Source organism: Streptomyces sp. NPDC002958 (assembly GCF_055563255.1).
Genome location: NZ_JBVHDS010000019.1, coordinates 45,351 through 68,183, shown reverse-complemented (window position 1 = coordinate 68,183; position 22,833 = coordinate 45,351). Strand labels below are relative to the sequence as shown.

General features: G+C 69.4%; 23 protein-coding genes and 1 pseudogene. 3 read left to right on the top strand and 21 right to left on the bottom strand.

The genetic code is table 11. The annotated features are described in order from the left end of the window. Positions 1-2: 2 nt before the first annotated feature. A complete protein-coding gene (locus tag ACZ3IC_RS26180; RefSeq protein WP_467419813.1) occupies positions 3-1,004 on the bottom strand; it encodes an aspartate carbamoyltransferase catalytic subunit in 1,002 nt (333 codons plus the stop codon). A 92-nt stretch (positions 1,005-1,096) separates the two neighbouring features. Continuing rightward, entirely contained in the window at positions 1,097-1,681 is a 585-nt protein-coding gene (gene pyrR / locus ACZ3IC_RS26175) for a bifunctional pyr operon transcriptional regulator/uracil phosphoribosyltransferase PyrR (RefSeq protein WP_467419812.1), read from the bottom strand. A gap of 221 nt (positions 1,682-1,902) precedes the next feature. Here pyrR and bldD point away from each other — a divergent pair, with 221 nt between their 5' ends. Next, complete coding sequence (gene bldD, locus ACZ3IC_RS26170) at positions 1,903-2,403, top strand: transcriptional regulator BldD (protein WP_014157378.1); 501 nt, start codon at positions 1,903-1,905, stop codon at positions 2,401-2,403. A 201-nt stretch (positions 2,404-2,604) separates the two neighbouring features. On the opposite strand, the gene nusB is transcribed toward bldD, so the two are convergent. The 15 genes from nusB to rpsD form a co-directional block, all read right to left on the bottom strand. Further along, a complete protein-coding gene (gene nusB, locus ACZ3IC_RS26165; RefSeq protein WP_467419809.1) occupies positions 2,605-3,036 on the bottom strand; it encodes a transcription antitermination factor NusB in 432 nt (143 codons plus the stop codon). Between the two features lie 2 nt (positions 3,037-3,038). After that, positions 3,039-3,605 carry an elongation factor P gene (gene efp / locus ACZ3IC_RS26160; RefSeq protein WP_361443928.1) on the bottom strand — a complete coding sequence of 189 codons (567 nt, stop codon included), beginning with the start codon at positions 3,603-3,605 and terminating at the stop codon, positions 3,039-3,041. A gap of 50 nt (positions 3,606-3,655) precedes the next feature. Continuing rightward, a complete protein-coding gene (locus ACZ3IC_RS26155; RefSeq protein WP_467419807.1) occupies positions 3,656-4,762 on the bottom strand; it encodes an aminopeptidase P family protein in 1,107 nt (368 codons plus the stop codon). Between the two features lie 92 nt (positions 4,763-4,854). After that, positions 4,855-5,661, bottom strand: coding sequence for a Pro-rich N-terminal domain-containing protein (locus tag ACZ3IC_RS26150; protein WP_467419806.1), 807 nt, complete (start codon positions 5,659-5,661; stop codon positions 4,855-4,857). 136 nt (positions 5,662-5,797) lie between these two features. Next, entirely contained in the window at positions 5,798-6,238 is a 441-nt protein-coding gene (aroQ, locus tag ACZ3IC_RS26145; protein WP_467419804.1) for a type II 3-dehydroquinate dehydratase, read from the bottom strand. Continuing rightward, the gene (gene aroB / locus ACZ3IC_RS26140) at positions 6,235-7,329 is read right to left on the bottom strand and encodes a 3-dehydroquinate synthase (protein ID WP_467419803.1); all 1,095 of its coding nucleotides are present in this window, start codon (positions 7,327-7,329) and stop codon (positions 6,235-6,237) included. The genes aroQ and aroB overlap by 4 nt, the downstream gene beginning before the upstream one ends. Continuing rightward, positions 7,326-7,877, bottom strand: coding sequence for a shikimate kinase (locus ACZ3IC_RS26135; RefSeq protein WP_467419801.1), 552 nt, complete (start codon positions 7,875-7,877; stop codon positions 7,326-7,328). The genes aroB and ACZ3IC_RS26135 overlap by 4 nt, the downstream gene beginning before the upstream one ends. Next, entirely contained in the window at positions 7,874-9,058 is a 1,185-nt protein-coding gene (aroC, locus tag ACZ3IC_RS26130) for a chorismate synthase (protein WP_467419799.1), read from the bottom strand. The genes ACZ3IC_RS26135 and aroC overlap by 4 nt, the downstream gene beginning before the upstream one ends. A 147-nt stretch (positions 9,059-9,205) precedes the next feature. Beyond that, on the bottom strand, positions 9,206-10,033 hold the full coding sequence (locus tag ACZ3IC_RS26125; RefSeq protein WP_467419796.1) for a shikimate dehydrogenase: 828 nt from the start codon (positions 10,031-10,033) through the stop codon (positions 9,206-9,208). Next, complete coding sequence (gene mltG, locus ACZ3IC_RS26120) at positions 10,030-11,772, bottom strand: endolytic transglycosylase MltG (RefSeq protein WP_467419795.1); 1,743 nt, start codon at positions 11,770-11,772, stop codon at positions 10,030-10,032. Before mltG ends, ACZ3IC_RS26125 begins: the two co-directional genes overlap by 4 nt. A gap of 95 nt (positions 11,773-11,867) precedes the next feature. Beyond that, positions 11,868-12,341, bottom strand: coding sequence for a Holliday junction resolvase RuvX (gene ruvX, locus ACZ3IC_RS26115; RefSeq protein ID WP_329202825.1), 474 nt, complete (start codon positions 12,339-12,341; stop codon positions 11,868-11,870). An 8-nt stretch (positions 12,342-12,349) separates the two neighbouring features. After that, complete coding sequence (alaS, locus tag ACZ3IC_RS26110; protein ID WP_467419791.1) at positions 12,350-15,019, bottom strand: alanine--tRNA ligase; 2,670 nt, start codon at positions 15,017-15,019, stop codon at positions 12,350-12,352. Further along, on the bottom strand, positions 15,019-15,381 hold the full coding sequence (locus ACZ3IC_RS26105) for a DUF6167 family protein (RefSeq protein ID WP_467419790.1): 363 nt from the start codon (positions 15,379-15,381) through the stop codon (positions 15,019-15,021). The genes alaS and ACZ3IC_RS26105 overlap by 1 nt, the downstream gene beginning before the upstream one ends. A gap of 7 nt (positions 15,382-15,388) precedes the next feature. Further along, complete coding sequence (locus ACZ3IC_RS26100; protein WP_467419890.1) at positions 15,389-15,838, bottom strand: DUF948 domain-containing protein; 450 nt, start codon at positions 15,836-15,838, stop codon at positions 15,389-15,391. Between the two features lie 626 nt (positions 15,839-16,464). Beyond that, positions 16,465-17,079, bottom strand: a complete 615-nt coding sequence (rpsD, locus tag ACZ3IC_RS26095; protein WP_030918857.1) for a 30S ribosomal protein S4 — start codon at positions 17,077-17,079, stop codon at positions 16,465-16,467. 188 nt (positions 17,080-17,267) lie between these two features. On the opposite strand from rpsD, the gene ACZ3IC_RS26090 reads away from it, so the two are divergent. Then, entirely contained in the window at positions 17,268-17,960 is a 693-nt protein-coding gene (locus ACZ3IC_RS26090; RefSeq protein WP_467419787.1) for a DUF2470 domain-containing protein, read from the top strand. Positions 17,961-17,987: 27 nt separating this feature from the next. Here the strand turns inward: ACZ3IC_RS26090 and ACZ3IC_RS26085 are convergent, their stop codons facing one another. Further along, positions 17,988-19,346: a replication-associated recombination protein A gene (locus ACZ3IC_RS26085; RefSeq protein ID WP_467419785.1), complete on the bottom strand. Its 1,359-nt coding sequence runs from the start codon at positions 19,344-19,346 to the stop codon at positions 17,988-17,990. A 69-nt stretch (positions 19,347-19,415) separates the two neighbouring features. Continuing rightward, positions 19,416-20,051: a vitamin K epoxide reductase family protein gene (locus ACZ3IC_RS26080; protein WP_467419784.1), complete on the bottom strand. Its 636-nt coding sequence runs from the start codon at positions 20,049-20,051 to the stop codon at positions 19,416-19,418. 147 nt (positions 20,052-20,198) lie between these two features. On the opposite strand from ACZ3IC_RS26080, the pseudogene ACZ3IC_RS26075 reads away from it, so the two are divergent. Beyond that, a pseudogene (locus ACZ3IC_RS26075) lies at positions 20,199-20,550 on the top strand (P-loop NTPase family protein); the annotation flags it as partial. Positions 20,551-20,741: 191 nt separating this feature from the next. Here the strand turns inward: ACZ3IC_RS26075 and hisS are convergent. After that, positions 20,742-22,004, bottom strand: a complete 1,263-nt coding sequence (hisS, locus tag ACZ3IC_RS26070) for a histidine--tRNA ligase (RefSeq protein WP_467419783.1) — start codon at positions 22,002-22,004, stop codon at positions 20,742-20,744. A gap of 13 nt (positions 22,005-22,017) precedes the next feature. Beyond that, positions 22,018-22,704 (bottom strand): MBL fold metallo-hydrolase, encoded by a 687-nt coding sequence (locus tag ACZ3IC_RS26065; RefSeq protein ID WP_467419780.1) that lies wholly within the window; start codon positions 22,702-22,704, stop codon positions 22,018-22,020. Positions 22,705-22,833: the final 129 nt, after the last annotated feature.

Sequence of the window (22,833 nt, the reverse complement as noted above, 5' to 3'; positions counted from 1 at the left end):
GGTTACTTGTTCTCCTCGGTACGGGCAGGGGTGGCGGGCGACGAGTGGGCCGGGGCAGCGGGCTCGGAGCCGCCCAGCAGCAGGTACAGGACGGCCATGCGGATCGAGACGCCGTTGGCGACCTGCTCGACGGCCGTGCACCGGTCGGAATCGGCGACCTCGGCGGTGATCTCCATGCCGCGGACCATCGGACCGGGGTGCATGACGATGGCGTGCCCGGGCATCTTCGCCATGCGGTCGGCGTCCAGTCCGTAGCGGCGGGAGTACTCGCGCTCGGTCGGGAAGTACGCGGCGTTCATCCGTTCGCGCTGCACACGCAGCATCATCACCGCGTCCGACTTCGGCAGCACCTCGTCGAGGCTGTAGCTGATGTCGCACGGCCAGTGCTCGACGCCGACCGGGACGAGGGTCGGCGGGGCCACCAGGGTGACGTGGGCGCCGAGCGTGTTCAGCAGGTGGACGTTGGAGCGGGCCACCCGGCTGTGCAGGATGTCGCCGACGATGGTGATCCGGCGGCCTTCGAGGTCCCGGCCGAGACCACTGTCGGCCCCGACCAGGCGGCGGCGCATGGTGAAGGCGTCCAGGAGGGCCTGGGTGGGGTGCTCGTGGGTGCCGTCACCGGCGTTGACGACGGCGCCGTCGATCCAGCCGGAGGTGGCGAGGCGGTACGGGGCACCGGAGGCACCGTGCCTGATGACGACGGCGTCGGCGCCCATCGCCTCCAGGGTGAGCGCGGTGTCCTTGAGCGATTCGCCCTTGGAGACGGACGAGCCCTTCGCGGAGAAGTTGATGACGTCGGCGGAGAGGCGCTTGGCGGCGGCCTCGAAGGAGATGCGGGTACGCGTCGAGTCCTCGAAGAAGAGGTTGACGACGGTACGGCCGCGCAGGGTCGGGAGCTTCTTGATCGGCCGGTCCGCGACTCGGGCCATCTCCTCGGCGGTGTCGAGGATCAGGACGGCGTCGTCGCGGGTGAGGTCGGCGGCCGAGATGAGGTGGCGCTTCATCTGGGTGTTCTCCGGGTGTGACTGGAGGGTGGCATGCGGGCGCGCTGAAGCGGCCGTACGGGCTCGATCTACGCCGTACGTGTGCAGTGCAGCTACTGCTCGCCCACCGGGGCGGTCTGCTGGACACCGAGCAGCACGGCGTCGCGGCCGTCCTCCTCGGCGAGCTGGACCTTGACCGTCTCCCTCAGCGACGTGGGGAGGTTCTTGCCGACGTAGTCGGCACGGATCGGGAGTTCGCGGTGACCGCGGTCGACGAGGACCGCGAGCTGCACCGCGCGGGGCCGGCCGATGTCGCCCAGTGCGTCGAGCGCGGCGCGGATCGTACGGCCCGAGAAGAGAACATCGTCAACGAGGACGACCAGCCGGCCTTCGATGCCGTCGCCGGGGATCTCGGTGCGGGCCAGGGCGCGCGCGGGGCGCAGCCGCAGGTCGTCGCGGTACATGGTGATGTCGAGGGAGCCGACCGGCATCTTCCGGCCGGTGATCTCTTGCAGCTTTTCGGCCAGCCGGCCGGCGAGGAAGACGCCCCGCGTCGGGATACCGAGGAGCACCACGTCGTCGGCGCCCTTGGCGCGTTCGACGATCTCGTGGGCGATTCGGGTCAGTGCTCGGGCAATGTCGGGAGCCTCGAGAACGGGGCGTGCCGCATTGCCGGTGGCTTCGTGCTGTGCGTCCATAAGAAACGGACCTCCTTCTCCGCCTCACTGGACGGACCTTAAAGGACGTCGAAATTGCGTCATCAACGTTACCAGGGCTTGTTCCAGGCCCTGATCGCACCCCCGGGAGGTGCCGGTCCGGACCATTCGGCTTGACGCATCCAAGTAACGCTGCGTAACCTCACAGTGAGTTACCAGCCACGCGGCGGAGCCGCAAAATGTTCCAGCGTCCGGGGAGCCTTATGTCCAGCGAATACGCAAAACAGCTCGGGGCCAAGCTCCGTGCCATCCGCACTCAGCAGGGCCTCTCCCTCCATGGCGTGGAGGAGAAGTCCCAGGGCCGCTGGAAGGCCGTCGTGGTCGGTTCGTACGAGCGCGGCGACCGTGCCGTGACGGTACAGCGCCTCGCCGAACTCGCGGACTTCTACGGAGTCCCGGTGCAGGAGCTCCTGCCCGGTACGACGCCCGGCGGGGCCGCCGAGCCGCCGCCGAAGCTCGTCCTGGACCTGGAGCGCCTCGCCCACGTCCCGCCGGAGAAGGCCGGACCGCTGCAGCGTTATGCCGCGACGATCCAGAGCCAGCGCGGCGACTACAACGGCAAGGTGCTGTCCATCCGCCAGGACGACCTGCGCACGCTGGCCGTGATCTACGACCAGTCGCCGTCCGTGCTCACGGAGCAGCTGATCAGCTGGGGCGTGCTGGACGCGGACGCGCGCCGCGCCGTCGCCCACGACGAGGGCTGACGCCCCTCCGCAGAAACGTGCCGCCGTGTTGGCGCGGGTTCGCCCTTTCGGGGGCCCGCGCCGACACGGTTTTCCTTTTGCGAGACCACGGTTCCTCGTTGCGCGAGTTCCTCGTTGCGCGACAGCCGGACGCCACACGACGAAGGGCCCACGGTCACAGACATGACCGTGGGCCCTTCGTCGGCTGAACGCCGCCGGCGGCTACAGCTCCCGGCGAAGATTCGGCTTGAGGTCCTTGAACCGGGCCAGCAGCCCGTTCACGAAGGACGGGGACTCATCGGTGGAGAACTCCTTGGCGAGCTGGACCGCCTCGTCGATCACCACGGCGTCCGGGGTCCCGTCCTCCCAGATCAGCTCGTACGCACCGAGCCGCAGGATGTTCCGGTCGACGACCGGCATGCGGTCGATCTCCCAGTCCACGGCGTAGGTCACGATGAGGTCGTCGATCCGGTCCGCGTACTGCGCGTACCCCTCGACGAGCTCCATCGTGTACTCGGTGACCGGCGGCTGACGGGTGTCGGCCCGCGAGTGCCGCACCCAGTCCGCGAGGATCGTCTGCACGGACTCACCGCGCTGGTCGGCCTCGAAGAGGATCTGGAAGGCGCGCTTGCGGGCCTTGTTCCGGGCAGCCACGGTTAGCTGTTCACCCGGCCGAGGTAGTCGCCCGTGCGGGTGTCGACCTTGATCTTCTCACCGGTGGTGATGAAGAGCGGGACGCCGATCTCGTAGCCGGTCTCCAGCGTGGCGGGCTTGGTGCCGCCGGTGGAGCGGTCGCCCTGGACGCCCGGGTCGGTGTGCTGGACGGTCAGCTCGACGGCGGCGGGCAGCTCGACGTAGAGCACCTCGCCCTCGTACTGGGCGACGGAGGCGGTGAAGCCCTCGATCAGGAAGTTGGCGGCGTCACCGACAGCCTTGCGGTCGACCATGAGCTGGTCGTACGTGTCCATGTCCATGAAGACGAAGTACTCGCCGTCCATGTACGAGAACTGCATGTCGCGACGGTCGATGGTGGCCGTTTCGACCTTCACGCCGGCGTTGAACGTCTTGTCGACGACCTTGCCGGAGAGCACGTTCTTGAGCTTGGTGCGCACGAAGGCCGGGCCCTTACCGGGCTTGACGTGCTGGAACTCGACGACGGACCAGAGCTGGCCTCCGTCGAGCTTGAGCACCAGGCCGTTCTTGAGGTCGTTCGTGGAAGCCACGGTTGCGGAATCTCCTGGACTGAAGCTGGTGGAACGACCGAGGATGCGCGCTAGAGCGCGAGCAGCTCCTTGGTCGTAATGGTGAGTAGCTCGGGTCCGCCGTCCGCCTCGGGGCGCACGACGAGCGTGTCATCGATCCGGACCCCGCCCCGGCCCGGGAGGTGGACCCCCGGTTCGACGGTGACCGGCACACAAGCGTCCAGTTTACCCATGGCCGCAGGTGCCAGCTGCGGGTCCTCGTCGATTTCGAGTCCCACCCCGTGCCCGGTCCACGGCGCGAGACCCCCGCCATGGCCCGCGGAGTCCAGGAGGAAGCGGGCCGCGCGGTCCACATCGCGGTAGGCGGCGCCGGGCACGAGAGCCTCGCGCCCGGCCCGCTGAGCGGCGAAAACCAGGTCGTAGAGCTCAATCTGCCAGTCGGCGGGCGTTGTCCCGATGACAAACGTACGGCCGATCTCGCAGCGGTAGCCGCGATAGTTCGCGCCCAGGCAGACGGAGAGGAAATCCCCCTCCTCCACCCGCCGGTCCGAGGGGCGGTGGCGGCCCTGGCCGGAGTTCGGCCCGGTGGCCACCGAAGTGGCGAAGGCAGGGCCGTCGGCGCCGTGGTCCACCAGGCGGCGCTCCAGCTCCAGGGCCAGATGGCGCTCGGTACGGCCCACCAGGATGGATTCGAGGAGTTCACCCAGGGCCTGGTCGGTGATCTCGGCGGCGATCCGCAGGCAGGCGATCTCCTCCTCGTCCTTGACCACCCGCAGCTGCTCGACGGTGGCACCGAGATCGGCAAGCCGGAGCCGTGGGGCGACCGAGCCCATGGCCCGGTGGCGGGCAACCGTCAGATGGTGTTCCTCGACGGCCAGGGACTCCGCACCCGAGGACGTTGCCAGACCGGCGGCCGCGACCACCGGATCGCCGTCGGCGGCCGGCAGCAGGGACACCCGCAGCTGATCGTCGGTGCGCCCGTCGGCGGGATCGGCGGTCGGGGCGCGGGGGCAGATCAGAACGTCCTCGCCGGGGCCGAGCAGCAGCACGGCACCCGGAGGCGCTGCGCCCGCGAGGTAGCGGACGTTGGCGGGGCGGGAGACCAGAGCGGCCGCGGATCCGACGGCGGCGCACCGGTCGCGGAGCAGCCCGCGGCGGACGGCGTACACGTCTGACATGTCACGAGCCTACGAGCGGTGGCGCGGGCCTGCTCGGTCAGCGCACCCGACCGGGGCCGTCATCCGGACGGAGAACACCGCCCGGTCGCGGTTCACCAGGCCGGAGGGCTGGCCAGGGAACGGGCGAGAATGTCGTCCAGGACGCGGGCGGTGGTCTCCACGTCGTACGTCGAGTTGTCGATGATCGGCAGTCCGGAGCCGTACCACCCGGCCATCCGGCCGTGGATCCGGGCGACCTCCTCGTCCGAGAGGCGACGGTTCCCGCTGCGGGCCGCATTGCGCTCCAGCACGATCTCCAGGCCGGGCAGCAGGACGACGGGCAGCAGTCCGGGGCCGACATGACGCTTCCAGCCGCCGAGACCGACGACCGGCCGGTCGGGGAAGACGGCGTCGTCCAGGATGCAGGAGATGCCGTTGGCGAGGAAGTTGCGGGCGGCGAAGCCGCAGGTGCGACGGGCGAGGCGGTACTGGGCCTCGGAGTGGTCGTTCCACCCTGCCTGCGGGTCGGCGAAGCCGGAGCAGACCCATTCACGGACGTCGTCGAGGCTGACGTGGGCCGTGGGAACCCGGCGACGGCTGGCCCAGAGCTTGGCCACGGTCGTCTTGCCGGCACCCGCGGGGCCGATCAGGAGGACGGCGAGGGTCGCGCCGCCGGTGCCGGCACCGGCGGGCGGTGCGGGCAGCGGGACGGGCCCGCCGGGCGGCAGCTGGATGTGCCCCGTGGTCTCCCTGAAGGCAGGCGCCGGGGCCTGCTGCGGGGCGGGTCCGCTCCAGCCCCGGGACGTGGGAGGGGTGGTGGGCGGCGGCCCCGGCGGTCCGGGGGCCTGGTGCGTCCAGCCGACAGGTCCGCTTGCGGGGCCTTGGGGCGGCGGCAGCGGGGCCCCCACTGCGTGCTGCATCCGGTGCCACTCCGTCTCGTACAGGCAACTGGCGCTGGTGGAACCGCAACCGTACCGTCCCCAGCCACCGGTGAGGCAACGGTCGGGGACGGTCCACAGTGCCCGGTCGGTCGGCCGGGCACTGTGGACCGGTCCGTCAGTCGGTCAACTCGGCCGCGAGTGCGCGCAGAGCCAGGCGGTAGGAGCCGATACCGAATCCGGCCACGGTCCCCGTGGCGACCGGCGCGACCACCGAGTTGTGGCGGAATTCCTCCCGTGCGTACGGATTGGAGATGTGCACCTCGATCAGCGGGGCGGTGCGTTGGGCCGCCGCGTCCCGCATTCCGTACGAATAGTGGGTGAAGGCCCCGGGGTTGAGAACAACCGGAATTGAACCGTCCGCGGCCTCGTGGAGCCAGCGGATCAGCTCGCCCTCGTCATTGGTCTCGCGGACGTCGACATCGAAGCCGAGTTCCTTGCCGAGGGCCTGACAGGTCTCGACGAGTCCGGCGTAGGACGTGGCGCCGTACACATCGGGCTCGCGGGATCCGAGTCGGCCGAGGTTCGGCCCGTTGAGGACGAGGACCCGGCGGGTCACGCCGACACCTCCCCGTAGGCGGCGAGCAGCACGGCCGGGTCGGGCCCCTCCAACACGGTGGGCTTGCCGAGGCCGTCGAGGACGATGAAGCGCAGCAGGTCGCCGCGGGACTTCTTGTCGACCTTCATGTTCTCCAGCAGCTTGGGCCACTGGTCGCCGCGGTAGGTGAGCGGCAGTCCGACGGACTCCAGGACGGCTCGGTGCCGGTCGGCGGTGGCGTCGTCGAGGCGTCCGGCCAGCCGCCCCAGCTCGGCGGCGAAGACCATGCCGACCGAGACGGCCGCGCCGTGCCGCCACTTGTAGCGCTCGTTCTTCTCGATGGCGTGAGCCAGGGTGTGGCCGTAGTTGAGGATCTCGCGCAGCCCGGATTCCTTGAGATCGCTGGAGACGACCTCGGCCTTGACCCGGATGGCGCGTTCGATCAGCTCGGCGGTGTGCGGTCCGGTGGGCGTACGGGCGCCTTCCGGGTCCTCCTCGATGAGGTCGAGGATCGCGGGGTCGGCGATGAAGCCGGCCTTGATGATCTCGGCCATGCCGCTGACGTAGTCGTGGACGGGCAGCGAGTCCAGGGCGGCGAGGTCGCAGAGGACCCCGGCGGGCGGGTGGAAGGCGCCGACGAGGTTCTTGCCCTCGGCGGTGTTGATGCCGGTCTTGCCGCCGACGGCCGCGTCGACCATGGCGAGCACGGTCGTGGGTACGGCGATCCAGCGCACCCCGCGCAGCCAGCTCGCCGCGACGAACCCGGCCACATCGGTGGTGGCTCCGCCGCCGACGCCGACGATGACATCGGTGCGGGTGAAGCCGGTCTGCCCGAGCGCCTTCCAGCAGTAGGCCGCGACCTCGACGGTCTTGGCCTCCTCGGCGTTCGGCAGCTGGATCGCGATGGCCTCGTAACCCTGCTCGGCGAGGTCCTGACGGACCGCCTCACCGGTCTCGGCGAGCGCCTCGGGGTGCAGCACGGCAACCCGCTTGGCGCGGTCGCCGATGAGCGTGGGCAGCTCGCCCAGGAGCTGCCGGCCGACCAGCACCTCGTACGGGTCGGTGCCCGCGCTGCCGGCGATCTGGATACGAATGGGGCCCTGCTCGGTCATGTGTTCTCCCGGCCGGGGATGACGGGGTCGTCCGTGTGTTCCGGCAGTTCCAGTGCGTCGAGGACCGCCTGGGCGACCTCTTCGGGGGTACGCGCGTCGGTGGCCACGGTCGCCTGGGCCACGTCGGTGTACAGATGGCGGCGGGCGTCCATCAGCTCGCGCCACTGTCGGCGCGGATTGACGGCGAGCAGCGGGCGGGCGGTGTTCAGGCCGACCCGCTTGACGGCCTCCTCCACGTCCATCGAGAGATAGACGACGGGCTGGTCGGCGAGCAGCGCGCGGGTCGTCTCGTCGAGCACGGCGCCGCCACCGAGGGAGAGGACACCCGTGTGCTCGGCGACGGCGGTGTGCACCGCCTGTCGCTCCAGCTCGCGAAAGTGTTCCTCGCCCTCGTCGTAGAAGATCTCCGAGATCGGCTTGCCGACCGTGGCGACGACGTCCGCGTCGGTGTCGCGGTAGGTGGTGCCGAGCCGGTCGGCGAGCAGCTCACCGACCGTGGACTTGCCGACGCCCATCGGGCCGACGAGGACGATCAGCGGGCCGCTCATCGGATCTGGAGGTGGTCGAGGTACGACTGGACGTTGCGGCGGGTCTCGGGGACGCTGTCCCCGCCGAACTTCTCCGCGACTGCGTCGGCCAGGACCAGCGCGACCATCGCCTCGGCGACGATGCCCGCGGCCGGAACGGCACAGACATCGGAGCGCTGGTGGTGGGCCTTGGCCGGTTCGCCGGTGACGACGTCGACGGTGGCGAGCGCGCGCGGCACGGTCGCGATGGGCTTCATCGCGGCGCGGACCCGCAGCAGCTCTCCGGTGGTCAGACCGCCCTCGGTGCCGCCGGAACGGCCGGAGGCGCGCTTGATGCCGTCCTCGGTGACCAGGATCTCGTCGTGCGCCTTCGAGCCGGGGACCCGGGCCAGGTCGAAGCCGTCGCCGACCTCGACACCCTTGATGGCCTGAATGCCCATGAGGGCCGCGGCGAGGCGGGCGTCGAGACGGCGGTCCCAGTGGACGTGCGAGCCGAGGCCGACGGGCACTCCGTACGCCAGCACCTCGACCACACCACCGAGGGTGTCGCCGTCCTTATGGGCCTGGTCGATCTCGGCGACCATTTCCTTGCTCGCGTCGGCGTCCAGGCAGCGCACCGGGTCGGCGTCGAGCCTCTCGACATCGGCGGGCGTCGGGTAGACGCCGTAGGGCGCCTTGGCCGCGGCCAGCTCGACGACATGGCTGACGATCTCGATGCCCGCGGTCTCCTTGAGGTACGACCGTGCGACGGCACCGAGCGCGACCCTGGCCGCCGTCTCCCGGGCGCTGGCGCGCTCCAGGATCGGCCGGGCCTCGTCGAAGCCGTACTTCTGCATGCCGGCGAGGTCGGCGTGGCCGGGCCTGGGGCGGGTCAGCGGGGCGTTGCGGGCCAGTGCGGCCAGCTCGTCGGGGTCGACCGGGTCGGCCGACATGACCTGCTCCCACTTGGGCCACTCGGTGTTGCCCACCATCACGGCGACCGGGGAGCCCATGGTGAGGCCGTGGCGCACCCCGCCGAGGAAGGTGACCTCGTCCTTCTCGAACTTCATCCGCGCACCGCGGCCATAACCGAGCCGCCGCCGCGCGAGGGCGTCCGCCACCAACTCCGTGGTGACCGGGACACCGGCGGGAAGACCCTCCAGCGTCGCCACGAGTGCGGGGCCGTGCGACTCCCCCGCGGTCAGCCAGCGCAACCTGCTCAACGGTGCTCCTCATGCTCGCGCCTGGAACTGCAACGGCGCGACCGGGTGCGCGGCCCTGGCCCGCCACCTTTGATCCTCCCACGACCGGGGGCGTGAGCCGGTCGTCGGTCCAGCAGACGGACGCTTCCCACCGCCGTGCACGAGGGGTCAGCGGTCGGCGAGCGCCGCTTCCCCGGCCCGCCGCATGGCCGCGAGCGGAGCGGGCGCGCGGCCCGTCATCTGCTCGACCTGGAGGGCTGCCTGGTGCACCAGAAGGTCAAGACCTCCGATGACTGCGCCGTTACGATCCGCCCAGGCGGCCGCGAGTCCGGTCGGCCAGGGCTCGTACAGCACATCGAAGAGTGTGCCGGGCCGGTCCGGTACGGCATCGGCCAGCGCGTCCGTGGCACCGGCCGGAGTGGTGGCGATGACCAGCGGGGCGCACAGCGCCTGCTCGGCCTCCGCCCAGTCGGAGATCCGGACGTCGACGCCGAGGCGTTCGCCCCAGTCGCGCATCTCCTGGCCCCGTTCCCGGCTGCGGACGTACGCCGTGACCGGTCCCGTACAGATCTCGGACAGCGCGGCGAGCGCGGAGGAAGCGGTCGCTCCGGCACCGAGCACGGCGGCGGAGTCGGTCTTCTCCACACCGCGTTCGCGCAGCGCGGCGATCATGCCGGGGATATCGGTGTTGTCGCCGATCCGTCGGCCGTCGTTGGTGAGGACGACTGTGTTGACGGCCTCCACCGAGGACGCGGTCTCGCTGATGGAGTCCAGCAGCGGGATGATCGCGCGCTTGAGCGGCATGGTCAGCGAGAGCCCGGCCCATGTGGAATCGAGCCCCTGGATGAAGCCGGGCAGTGCGGCCTCGTCGATCTCGAAGCGGTCGTACGACCATCCGGTGAGGTCGAGCTCACGGTACGCGGCCCGGTGCAGGACCGGGGAGAGCGAGTGGGCAATGGGCGAGCCGAGGACGGCTGCCCGGTGCAGGGTGCTCACTGGCCCGATTTCTCCTCTACGTACTTCTGCCGGTTCCGCTCGTGCTCGGCGTTGGTCACGGCGAACAGCGTCTTGTCCTCGGTCACCGAAACAAAGTAGTACCAGGGGCCGGGAGTGGGCTTGATCGCCGACTGCAGCGCGGCATCACCGGGGTTGTTGATGGGGCCCGGCGGCAGGCCATGGATGTAGTAGGTGTTGTACGGGTGCTCGAATTCCCGCAGATCCGAAACCGCACCGATATCGAGTGTGCTCTGCTTCTTCGCGTAATTGACGGTGGAGTCGAAATCGAGCAGGCCATTGGTCTCGGTGTTGCTGGGCTCGAGTCGGTTGTAGACGACGCGCGAAACCTTGTCGAAGTCGTGCTTGTACTTGCCCTCGGCCTGGACGAGGCTGGCGACCGTGATCAACTGCCAGGGACTCTCGAGCCCAAGCTTCTCGGCGTTGTCCTCAAGGTCGGCCTTGTCGTACTCCTCGTTGGCGCGGGAGACCATCTGCTTCAGGACGGCCTCCGGCTTCATGCCCTTCGTGACCGAGTACGCCGCGGGGTAGAGGAACCCTTCCAGAGGATCGGCGACGTCCGGGTGGTCTTCGGCCCAGTCGGGCAGGCCCATGCTGTCCGACTGTGTCTTGGCGACATCGCTGGTCGTGCCGCTCTTGACGCCCAGCCTCTTGTCGATCTTCGCGTAGACGGTGCGGTTGGGCGTGCCCTCGGGAATCACGAGGAGATTCTGGCTCTTCGGGTCGACCAACATCTTCACGGCCTCGGCCGCGGACATCTTCTCGTGGAGCAGATAGACGCCTGCCTGGATCGAATTGCCCTTGGGGTTTTCGTTCTGCGCGGCGACGAACGCGTCGACGCTCTTGACGACACCCTTCTGCTTCAGGAGGTTGCCGATGTCGTAGCCGAGGGCGCCCTTTTCGATCTCGACCTCGACCTCGCCGGTGCCCGTTCCGGTGTAGTCGGGTGCCGCGCCGAAATTGTCCTGCCAGTACGAGTAACCGACGTAGCCCAATCCGCCGACGCCGCCGACCAGGACCACCGCGACGACCAGGCAGGCGAAGCCGCTGCGGCTCTTCTTCTTGCCCTTGCCCCGGCGCTCGTTGCGGCCGCGGCCCCCACGGCGTGACTCGCGCGGGTCGTCGTCGTACTCGCCGTCGTTGTCGTCGCGGTCGTCGGCGCCCGTGAAGAAGGGGTGGGTCTCCTCCGGCTGGGCCTCCGGGTCCCGGTCGGGACTCTGCGTGGGGGCCTGCTCGGCAATGGCCTCGCGGCGGCCCGGGGGCTGCGGCGGCGGGTAGGCCTCCGGCGTGCTGTAGTAGTCATGCGTCTCGCCGTAGCCGCCCTGCCGACCGCCGTACGGGGCGACCTGCTGGGCTTCGTACGGGTCGGCCGGCTGAGCGTCGTAAGGCATCTCGGCGGACTGCTGCCCGGTGTCCCAACCGCCGTTGTCGTACTGAGGCTGCTGCGGCTGCGGCTGCTGCGCATACGGGTCCTGCGGAACTCCGTACGCGGGCTGCTGCTGGTAGGACTGCTGCTGCGCGTACGGATCCTGCGGCTGCTGCTGCGTGTACGGGTCCTGCGGCTGCGGCTGCGCGTACGGGTCCTGGGGATAGGGCTGCTGCTGCCCGCCGTACTGGTTCTGGCCGTGGGCAGACTGCTGTCCTCCCCATCCCTGGTCCCCGTACAAGGGGTCCTCGGGATGCCACGGTTCGGAGCCGGGGCCCCGGCCATACTCAGTCATCGATCCCCTAGAGCCGCGAGACGACATTCCGTCTCTTTGCTGTGCGGTGTTTGTTCGAACACCGCCGCATCGCGCGGAACGTTACCGTATCGCGATCAGACAACCACTTCGACGCCTTCGCCGGGAGCTCTACCTGACGCCCGTTCGGACTCCAGAGCGTTCTGGAGGATCACCACAGCGGCAGCCTGATCGATGACGGAACGGCCTTTCTTGGACTTCACGCCCGAAGCGCGCAGCCCTTGACTGGCCGTCACTGTGGTCATCCTCTCGTCCACCAGACGCACCGGAATGGGTGCGACCGAGCGGGCGACCTCCTGCGCGAAAACCCGGATCTTGGCAGCGGCGGGTCCTTCACCGCCGCCGAGCGAGCGCGGCAGGCCGATGATGATCTCGATCGGCTCGTACTCCTCGACGATCTGCCCGAGCCGCCGGTGGGCCGCCGGGACATCACGTCCCGGAACGGTCTCCACCGGCGTGGCAAGGATCCCGTCGGGGTCGCACGAGGCGACCCCGATCCGAGCGTCCCCGACATCGATCGCGAGACGACGACCGCGGCGCATCTGCGTCATCCCCGCCGTCACGCCGTCTCGGTGACGAGGCGTTCGACAGCGGCCACGGCGGCGCCGATGGCCTCGGGGTTCTGGCCGCCGCCCTGGGCGACGTCCGGCTTGCCGCCGCCACCGCCGCCGAGGGTCTTGGCGGCCGTACGGACCAGGTCACCGGCCTTGAGTCCGCGCTCACGGGCGGCCTCGTTGGTGGCGATCACGGTCAGCGGGCGGCCGTTGGCGGTGGTGAACAGGGCCACGACGGCCGGGCGGCCGCCCTGGATGCGTCCGCGGACGTCGAGGACGAGCCTGCGCAGGTCGTCGGCCGAGGTGCCGTCCGGGACCTGGCCCGTGACCAGACCGACGCCGCGTACGTCCTTGGCGGAATCAGCGAGTCCGGCGGCGGCCTGGAGGACCTTCTCCGCGCGGAACTTCTCGATCTCCTTCTCGGCGTCCTTCAGCTTGCCGAGCATTCCGGCGACCTTCTCCGGGAGTTCCTCGGGGCGACCCTTGACCAACTCCTGAAGCTGGGCGACGACCGTGTGCTCCCTGGCGAGGAAGTTGTACGCGTCGACGCCGACGAGGGCCTCGATACGGCGCACGCCGGAACCGATGGACGATTCGCCGAGCAGCTTCACCAGACCCAGCTGGGCGGTGTTGTGGACGTGCGTACCGCCGCAGAGCTCCTTGGAGAAGTCGCCGATGGTGACTACCCGGACCCGCTCGCCGTACTTCTCGCCGAACTCGGCGATGGCGCCCTGCTTCTTGGCCTCGTCGATCGACATGACCTCGGCCTGGACGTCGAGTTCGCGGGAGAGGACCTCGTTGATCTTCTGCTCGACGTCGGTGAGGACCGTGCCGGGTACGGCGGCGGGCGAGCCGAAGTCGAAGCGGAAACGGCCCGGCGAGTTCTCCGAACCGGCCTGGGCGGCCGTCGGGCCCAGCGCGTCACGCAGCGCCTGGTGCGTGAGGTGCGTGGCGCTGTGGGCGCGGGCGATGGCGCGGCGGCGGGTGGTGTCGATGGTGGCGTAGGCGGACGCGCCGACGGTCACCTCGCCGACCTGTACCGAACCCTTGTGGACGGAGACACCCGGGACAGGCTGCTGGACGTCACGCACCTGGATGACGGCGCCGCTGTCGAGCCGGATCCGCCCCTGGTCTGCGAGCTGGCCGCCGCCCTCGGCGTAGAACGGGGTGCGGTCCAGGACGACTTCGACCTCGTCGCCCTCGGAGGCGGCGGGCGAGGGCACACCGTCGACGAGCAGGCCGACGATCATCGACTCGCCCTCGGTGGCGGTGTAGCCGGTGAACTCGGTGATGCCGGAGTTGTCGGCGACCGCGCGGTAGGCGGACAGGTCGGCATGGCCGGTCTTCTTGGCCTTGGCGTCGGCCTTGGCGCGCTCCCGCTGCTCCTTCATCAGGCGGCGGAAGCCGTCCTCGTCCACGGAGAGGCCCTGTTCGGCGGCCATCTCCAGGGTGAGGTCGATCGGGAAGCCCCAGGTGTCGTGGAGCAGGAAGGCCTTGGCGCCGGCGAGGACCTTGCCGCCGGCGGCCTTGGTCTCGGTGACGGCGGTGTCGAGGATGTTGGTGCCGCCCTTGAGGGCCTTGAGGAAGGCGGCCTCTTCGGCGAGGGCGACGGTCTCGATGCGCTTGCGGTCGGTGATCAGCTCCGGGTACTGCTGCCCCATCGTGTCGATCACGACGTCGACCAGGTCCTTGACGACCGGGCCGGTGGCGCCGAGCAGGCGCATGTTGCGGATGGCGCGGCGCATGATGCGGCGCAGCACATAGCCGCGGCCCTCGTTGCCGGGGGTGACGCCGTCACCGATCAGCATCACGGAGGTACGGATGTGGTCGGCGACCACGCGGAGCGAGACGTCCGAACCGTGGTCGGCGCCGTACTGGACGCCGGTCAGCCCGGTGGCCCTGTCCATGACGACGCGCAGGGTGTCGGTCTCGTACATGTTCTGTACGCCCTGCAGGATCATGGCGAGGCGTTCCAGGCCCAGACCCGTGTCGATGTTCTTCGACGGCAGGTCGCCGAGGATCGGGAAGTCCTCCTTGCCGTCACCGGCGCCCCGCTCGTACTGCATGAAGACCAGGTTCCAGATCTCCACGTAGCGCTCGTCGTTGACGGCCGGGCCACCCTCGACGCCGAACTCGGGGCCGCGGTCGTAGTTGATCTCGGAGCAGGGGCCGCAGGGGCCGGGGACGCCCATGGACCAGAAGTTGTCCTTCTTGCCCAAGCGCTGGATGCGCTCGGCCGGTACGCCGATCTTGTCGCGCCAGATCTGCTCGGCTTCGTCGTCGTCGAGGTAGACCGTGATCCAAAGCCGCTCGGGGTCGAGACCGAAGCCGCCGTCCGCCACGGAGCTCGTCAGAGCCTCCCAGGCGTAACTGATGGCGCCTTCCTTGAAGTAGTCACCGAAGGAGAAGTTGCCGCACATCTGGAAGAACGTGCCGTGCCGGGTGGTCTTGCCGACCTCTTCGATGTCCGGCGTACGGACACACTTCTGCACACTGGTGACGCGCGGGGCGGGCGGCTTGACCTCGCCGAGGAAGTACGGCTTGAAGGGGACCATGCCCGCGGGGACCAGCAGCAGAGTCGGGTCGTCCGCGATGAGCGACGCCGAAGGGACGACGGTGTGACCGCGCTCCTCGAAGAAGCTCAGCCAGCGGCGACGAATTTCAGCCGACTCCATTAGTGGTCCTCATTCCGGTTGTACGAGTTGTAGGGGAACCTGCGGTATTCGGTGGTTTCGAGGGACCTGTCCGGTCCGACCGGCTCGGCCGCCTCGACGGCGAAATGACGCCGTACGGGCAGGTCGGGGTCGACCGGTGCCTCCAGGCCCAGGGCCTCGCCCAGTTCGGCCTCGCGCCGGGCCATGGACTCACGGACGTCCAGAGCGAAGTCCTTGAGCTTGTGGCCCGTCTCGATCGCCTTGTCCGCGGCCTGCGCCGCGAGACTCTCGGGGGTCAGCTGCTTGAGCTTCCGGTTGACCTTGGCGGTGGCCCAGACACCGGCGGCGGCGCCGGCGGTGAACCAGAACGTACGGCGGAACATCGCTGCGTCAGTCCTTCGATCCGCGGGAGTTTCTGCCGTTGCGCTTCCTGCCGCGCGCGGACGGCACGGTACGGCCGACGATCACCGTACGACGGGCCTGCCTACGGGCAGGTTCCGGTTCCGCGCTGGTCTTGCGGCCGATGGCCTGCCGTACCCCGTAGCCGAACGCGGCGACCTTGACGAGCGGGCCGCCGAAGGTCGAGGCGACGGTGGTGGAGAGCGCCGAGGCGTTCGAGGTGACTTCCTGGACATCCGTGGCGATCGCGTCGACCTTGTCGAGCTGAGTCTGCGCGGAGCGCACCGTGGCGGAGGCGTCGGCAAGCAGCGGGACCGCCTGCTCGGTCACGTCCGCCACGAGCTTGGTGGTCGCCCTGAGCGTCTGGGCCAGCCTCACCAGTACGACGGCGAGGAACGAAACCAGGATCGCCCAGAAGACGGCCACCAGGATCCCGGCCACCTCTCCACCGGACACAGTGCACCGCTCTCTAGCTTTTCGCTGTCTCTGTCAGTCTCTGCTCGGTTCGGCGACCGCTGTCGGAGCAGCCAGTCGTCGTTCTCCCGAGCCTATCGCGCCGGTGGTCGCGCCTTGTACCGCATTACCGGCGGGCAGGGCCGGACTGGCCATAAGGAAATTGCGCGGAGAGCTTCCACATCAGCGCTCTGCGTGATTCACCCGACGCCCCCAGCACCCCTCTCCGCCCCCTCTCCCGGCGGAACGGAACAGATCCGTGGGGCGGCTGCGGAGGCGGTGGCGGTGCTCCAGGGCGGCCGCCGACCGCATCTGGCCGTCGGTGGGGCTGCCACTGTTCGGTTCGGCGTACTACGCGCAGCCCAGGGCCCGGCGCGAGGAGCCGGCCCGTCTGGAGCTGGGCGACGGCCCCCATGAATCGGGGCTACGGGCGGGCGACTGGATCTGGACACGGCAGTGGCCAGGGCGTCGGCGAGCGGTCCCGCGAACCGGCCGCAGACGCCGGGGCGGCCGGCCGGGCTCCTGCCGGATCCCGGGAAAACGCGGAGGCCCGCCGCCTCCCGTACATCGGGAAGGGGCGGGCCCGAGCGCTGGTGCGAGCGGCTACGCCTGGATCAGCGGGCGTAGTACTCGACGACGAGCTGCTCGTCGCAGATCACGGGGATTTCCTTGCGGTTCGGGTCCCGGTCAAGGCGGAAGGCCAGGGCCTTCAGGTTCACCTGCAGGTAGCGCGGGGTCTCGCCGTCGGGGGCGTAACCACCCTCGCGGGCAACCTGGAAGGGGTGCTTGTCGCGGCTGCGCTCGCGGACCATCACGATGTTGTCGGGACGGACGCGGAAGGACGGCTTGTCGACCTTGCGGCCGTCGACCTCGATGTGACCGTGCACGACCATCTGGCGGGCCTGGTAGATGGTGCGGGCGATGCCCGAACGCAGGACCAGGGCGTCGAGGCGGCGCTCGAGCTCGACGACGAGCGCCTCGCCCGTCTTGCCCTCGGCCTTCTTGGCGCGGTCGTAGGCACGCGCCATCTGGCGCTCGCTGATGTCGTACTGGGCACGCAGACGCTGCTTCTCGAGCAGACGGACCTTGTAGTCCGAGTTCTGCTTGCGGCCACGGCCGTGCTCGCCCGGCGGGTAGGGGCGGGCCTCGAAGTACTTGACAGCCTTCGGCGTCAGCGCAATGCCGAGCGCGCGGCTCTTCTTGACCTTGGGACGCGACTGGTTAGGCACGTTCTCCAGACCTCCATTGTAGGTTAGGTTAGGCTCACCTTACTTGAGGAGATCGCATGTCTCGCCCGGGGAACACCACACACGTCACGGACAGCACTGACAGCGTCGACACCCCTCAGGGTGCCGATACGACGGAGGACCGATCAGATCGTGGTCAGCCGCGTCCCGGCGGGCTTGAAAACACTCGGATGCCGTCAGCAGCCGAGCGCACACGAACTCTCGTACATAGTACCTGTTCGGCAGTACTGCTCGTCCCTGGGCTGAACGCACCCGGCTCCCACCATCTGATGCCGTTGACCAGGAACATGGACGCCTACGGGGATCTTTTCCTCGAACTCCCCGCTGATTCCCCGGCCGTGCGGGCCGCGACGCACGCCGAGGACGACGAGCTGACCGCTGTGCTGGAGATCACGGATGTCGCCCCGGTCTCCGTACCGCACCGCATCCGCGGCCGCGCCTGGGTCTCGGGCCGGCTCACCACCGTACCCGGCATGTCAGGGCCCGGCCGGATGACGCTCCGGCTGGAGACGGGCGAGGCGTACGTCGACGATCTGTGGGACGCCGAGGAGGTCCAACCCGACGAATTCCGCGACGCGGCCCCCGATCCGCTCGTCGGACACGAGGCGGAGCTGCTGCAGCATCTGCACGCGGCGCACGGCGAACAGCTGGACACACTGTGCGGGCTGCTCGGCGAGCGTGCGGACCGTCGCTGCGCGGCCCACCGGCCCTCCGTCGTACCGCTCGCCCTGGACCGGTACGGGCTGCGTGTCCGCTTCTGCGAGGACGGGGGGTGCTTCGACGCACGCTTCGAATTCCCCGAGCCGGTGCGGGACATCGGCGAGTTGCGCCATGCCAAGCTCTTCGAGGCGGCGGCGCACTGAACGGGGAACGGCCCCGGCCCGTCCTCCTCAGTCGGTGGACGGGCCGGAGAGCCGCTCGCGGACCCGCTCCACCACATCCGCGTAGCGCGCTTCCGCGCCGTAGCGCGTGGGCTGGTAGTAGTGCTTGTCGCGTACGGCGTCCGGGGCGTACTGCTGAGCGGCGATACCGCCGGGGACATCGTGCGGATACACATAGCCCTGGGCGTGGCCCAGTTTGGCGGCGCCCTTGTAATGGCCGTCGCGCAGATGGGCCGGGACCGGGCCCGCGAGCCCCTTCCGTACGTCCTCCTGGGCAGCGAAGATCGCCAGTGTCGCCGCATTGGACTTGGGGGCGAGGGCCAGGGCGATCGTGGCATGGCTCAGGGTGAGCGCCGCCTCGGGGAAACCGATCATGGCGACCGCCTGGGCAGCCGCGACGGCGGTGGGCAGTGCCGTGGGGTCGGCGAGACCGATGTCCTCGCTGGCCGAGATCATCAGCCGCCGGGCGATGAATCGGGGGTCCTCCCCCGCCTCGATCATCCGGGCCAGATAGTGCAGCGCGGCATCCACATCGGAGCCGCGGATCGACTTGATGAGCGCACTCGCCACGTCGTAGTGCTGGTCGCCGTCCCGGTCGTACTTGACGGCGGCACGGTCGACGGTCTCCTCCAGGGTGAGGAGGGTGATCTCCTTCTCCTGCTTGGCCAGCGCCGCACCGGCCGCGGCCTCCAGCGCCGTGAGCGCCCGGCGGGCGTCGCCGCCCGCGATGCGCAGCAGATGCGCCTCGGCGTCGCTCGGCAGCGCCACCGCGCCGCCGAGTCCGCGCTCATCGGTCAGGGCACGCCGCAGCAGGCCGCGCAGATCGTCGTCGGTGAGCGATTCCAGGGTGAGCAGCAGCGAGCGCGACAGCAGCGGCGAGATGATCGAGAAGTAGGGATTCTCGGTGGTCGCCGCGATCAGCGTCACCCAGCGGTTCTCCACCGCCGGGAGCAGCGAGTCCTGCTGCGCCTTGGAGAAGCGGTGGATCTCGTCGAGGAAGAGGACGGTCTCCTTGCCGTAGCCGCCGGTGGCGCGGCGGGCCCCCTCGATGACGGCCCGTACTTCCTTGACGCCCGCGGTGATCGCGGAAAGCTCGACGAAGCGCTTGTTGGTGGCCTTGCTGACCACGTACGCCAGAGTCGTCTTCCCGATGCCGGGCGGGCCCCAGAGGATCACCGACGACGGGCCTGCGGGCCCGCCGTTCCCCTCGCCTACGAGGCGGCGCAGCGGCGAGCCCGGCTTGAGCAGATGCTGCTGGCCGACGACCTCGTCGAGGGTGCGGGGACGCATCCGGACAGCCAGTGGGCTGCTGGACGGGTCCTTCTCCTGGCGGTCTTCGGCAGCGGCGGTAAAGAGGTCGGGCTCCACGTTTTGAAGCCTATGTCACGGCACTGACAACCCTGCCGGGCCGGTCACCCGGCAGGAGCGGCGGGCCGGTCAGCTGGTCCAGAAGTCCCACCAGCGGGTCAGGATCAGCATGCCGATGATGCCGATCCACAGGACCGGCGGCACCCAGTGGAACTCCGTCAGACCGTTGCGCAGCCAGTTCGGCGCGGGGAGGATCCGGTGCTTGATGTTGTGCGTGGTGACGTAGCAGAACATGAAGATCGTGGCGACCCAGGCCAGGCAGCACCACAGGCAGAGCGAGTTGATGTTGTAGAGCGACTGGTACTGGAGCCAGGTGCAGAAACCGACGCCGAACAGCGTGCCCGCGTTCATCCCGAGCCAGTACCAACTGCGGAAGCGGGCGCCCGCGAGCAGCGCCAGGCCGATGCCGATGATCACGGGGTAGGTGGCCAGGCCGAGCATCGGGTTCGGGAAGCCGAAGGCGGACGCCTGCTCGCTCGTCATGATGTTGCCGCACGCGACGACGGGGTTGAGGCTGCAGCCCGGCGTGAAGTCGGGGTCTTCCAGCAGCTTGAACTTGTCGATCGTGATGATCCAGGCGGCGAAGAGTCCGGCGGCGCCCGTGATCACCAGCAGCAGTGCGAGCGCCCGACTGCCGCCGATGGTCCTCTTCCCGCCGTCCTCGTCCTGGTCGGAGGAGGGTTGGTCAACCGCTGCAGTCGTCATATCGCCGTTCCATCAGTGAGTGGCCTGCTGGGCACGGTCATTGTGCCGCACGACACCGACGGTCCTCTGTTCAATGGACATAAAGGTGCACGCAACGCTCTGCGCACGGCCGGTACCGGACACCGGGTCAGCGACACGCCCTGGACCATGACCGAACTTGCGGTGGAGGTACGCGGCCTGCGGAAGTGCTACGGCGAACTGACTGCGGACGACGGCCTGGACTTGGGGATCCGGCAGGGCGAGGTATCCGGCAGGGCGGGGTATCCGGAATCCTCTGACCGAATGTGGCCGGAAAGAGGACGCCCGCAAAGATCCCGCAGGGCCACCGCAGCCGCGAAGAGACCGTGTCGGTGCTCGGCGTCGATCCCTCCTCCGCGGCCCGCCGTTGGCGTTCTCGGGTCGGAGTCATCCGCAGTATGAATCCGCACCCACCGGGTTGACGATGCGCGAGACGGTGACGCATTTCGCCCGCTGCTACCCGAGGCCGCGTGGCTGCGAGCGTGCGTGCCGGACGCAGCGGGCCGGGCGCAGGCATCCGGTCTCGGTCAGGGGTGCATTACGGTGGGACACGAGGGCGTTTCGGTCGGTGTAGACGTCACAATCCACACCGAACTCGAAAGGCCCTTACCCGTTCAAGATGCCTCAGCCGAGATCTGGCTCACCTGTCCACAACCTCCCGGGACAGAACACCTAGGTCAGGCGCTCGCGGATCGCCCCGGCCACGTCCAACAGGGCCACCGCCGTCTGCTCGCCGGACTCCATGTCCTTGAGCTGGACGACGCCTTCGGCCAGATCCCGCTCGCCGGCGACGATCGTGAACCGCGCCCCCGACCGGTTCGCGCTCTTCATCGCACCCTTGAGGCCGCGGTTTCCGTACGCGAAGTCCGCCGCCACACCGTCGCGGCGCAGCTGCGTGACGATCCCGAAGAGCACCCGCCGGGCCTCCTCGCCGAGCGGTACCGCGAAAACGCTGGTGGCCGCGGGCAGTTCGAGCTCGATGCCCTCCGCCTCCAGCGCGAGCACCGTACGGTCCACACCGAGCGCCCAGCCGACCGACGGGAGCGCCGGGCCGCCGATCATCTCGGACAGGCCGTCGTAGCGGCCCCCGCCGCCCACCGCGGACTGCGAGCCGAGTCCGTCGTGGACGAACTCGAAGGTGGTGCGGGTGTAGTAGTCGAGGCCGCGGACGAGCTTCTCGTCGTCCTCGTACACCACACCGGCCGCGGCGAGCAGGTCGCGAACCTCCTCGTGGTACGCCTTGCAGGCGTCACACAGATAGTCACGCAGCACCGGGGCACCGGCCAGCTGCTTCTGCACCTCGGGCCGCTTGTCGTCGAGGACCCGCAGCGGGTTGATCTCGATGCGGCGACGGGTCTCCTCGTCCAGGTCGAGCTCGCGCAGGAAGCCCTGAAGCGCGTCCCGGTAGACGGGGCGGCACTCCTTGTCACCCAACGAGTTGAGCAGGATGCGGAAGTTCCGCAGACCCAGCGTGCGGTACGCCTGGTCGGCGAGGATGATCAGCTCGGCGTCCAGCGCCGGGTCCTCGGCGCCGATCGCCTCGGCACCGACCTGCGAGAAGTGCCGGTAGCGGCCCTTCTGCGGGCGCTCGTAGCGGTAGTACGAGCCGGAGTACCAGAGCTTCACGGGCAGGTTGCCGAGCTTGTGGAGGTTGGCCTCCAGCGCGGCGCGCAGCACGGACGCGGTGCCCTCGGGGCGCAGCGCCAGCTGGGAGCCACCCTTGGTGGTGAGGGTGTACATCTCCTTGGTCACGATGTCGGTGGACTCACCGACACCGCGCGAGAAGAGGGCGACGTCCTCGAAGCCGGGCGTCTCGATGTAGCCGTAACCGGAGTTCTTCAGGGGTGCGGCGATCGCCTCGCGCACCGCGAGATACTTCGCGGAGTCGGGCGGGGTCAGGTCGTACGTGCCCTTGGGGGCCTTGAAGGTGCTCACGGAATTTCTCTCGTCACATTCCTCGTCGGGGCGCGTCCATGCCGTGCAGATACGGGTTCGAGGCGCGCTCGCGGCCGATGGTCGTCTGGGGGCCGTGGCCGGACAGCACCACGGTCGAGTCGTCGAGCGGCAGGCACACACGGGCCAGCGACTCGAGCAGCTCGGCGTGGTCGCCACCGGGCAGGTCGGTGCGTCCGACGGAGCCGGCGAAGAGCAGGTCGCCCGAGAAGAGGATCTGCGGAACATCCGCGGCCTCGGGCATCCTGAACGTCACCGACCCCTTGGTATGGCCGGGCGCATGCGCGACACCGAACTCCAGACCGGCCAGCTTCAGCCGGGCGCCATCGCTCAGCTCCTTGACGTCGTCCGGCTCCCCCACCGTCAGCTCGCCCATGAGCGGCATCCCGATGGAACGGCCGAGGGCCTTCTCCGGGTCGCTCATCATGTACCGGTCCTCCGGGTGGATCCAGGCGGGGACGTCGTGCGCGCCGCACACCGGGACGACCGAGGCGACGTGGTCGATGTGGCCGTGGGTCAGTACGACGGCGACGGGCTTCAGCCGATGCTTCTTCAGTGCTTCCTCGACTCCGGGTGCGGCCTGATGGCCCGGGTCGATGATCACGCACTCCTCGCCTGCGGCCGGGGCGACCAGGTAACAGTTGGTCCCCCAGGCCCCGGCGGGGAACCCGGCAATGAGCACGATCGTCCTTCTTAATGGTCGTCCGACGGCGGATTGCGACTGAGAAGGTCGCGGCAGTTCAGAGCCTACCGGCGCTCCTCATTCCACAGCTAACCCATATACGGTACGGGGCAGCCCAGGCCCCATCAC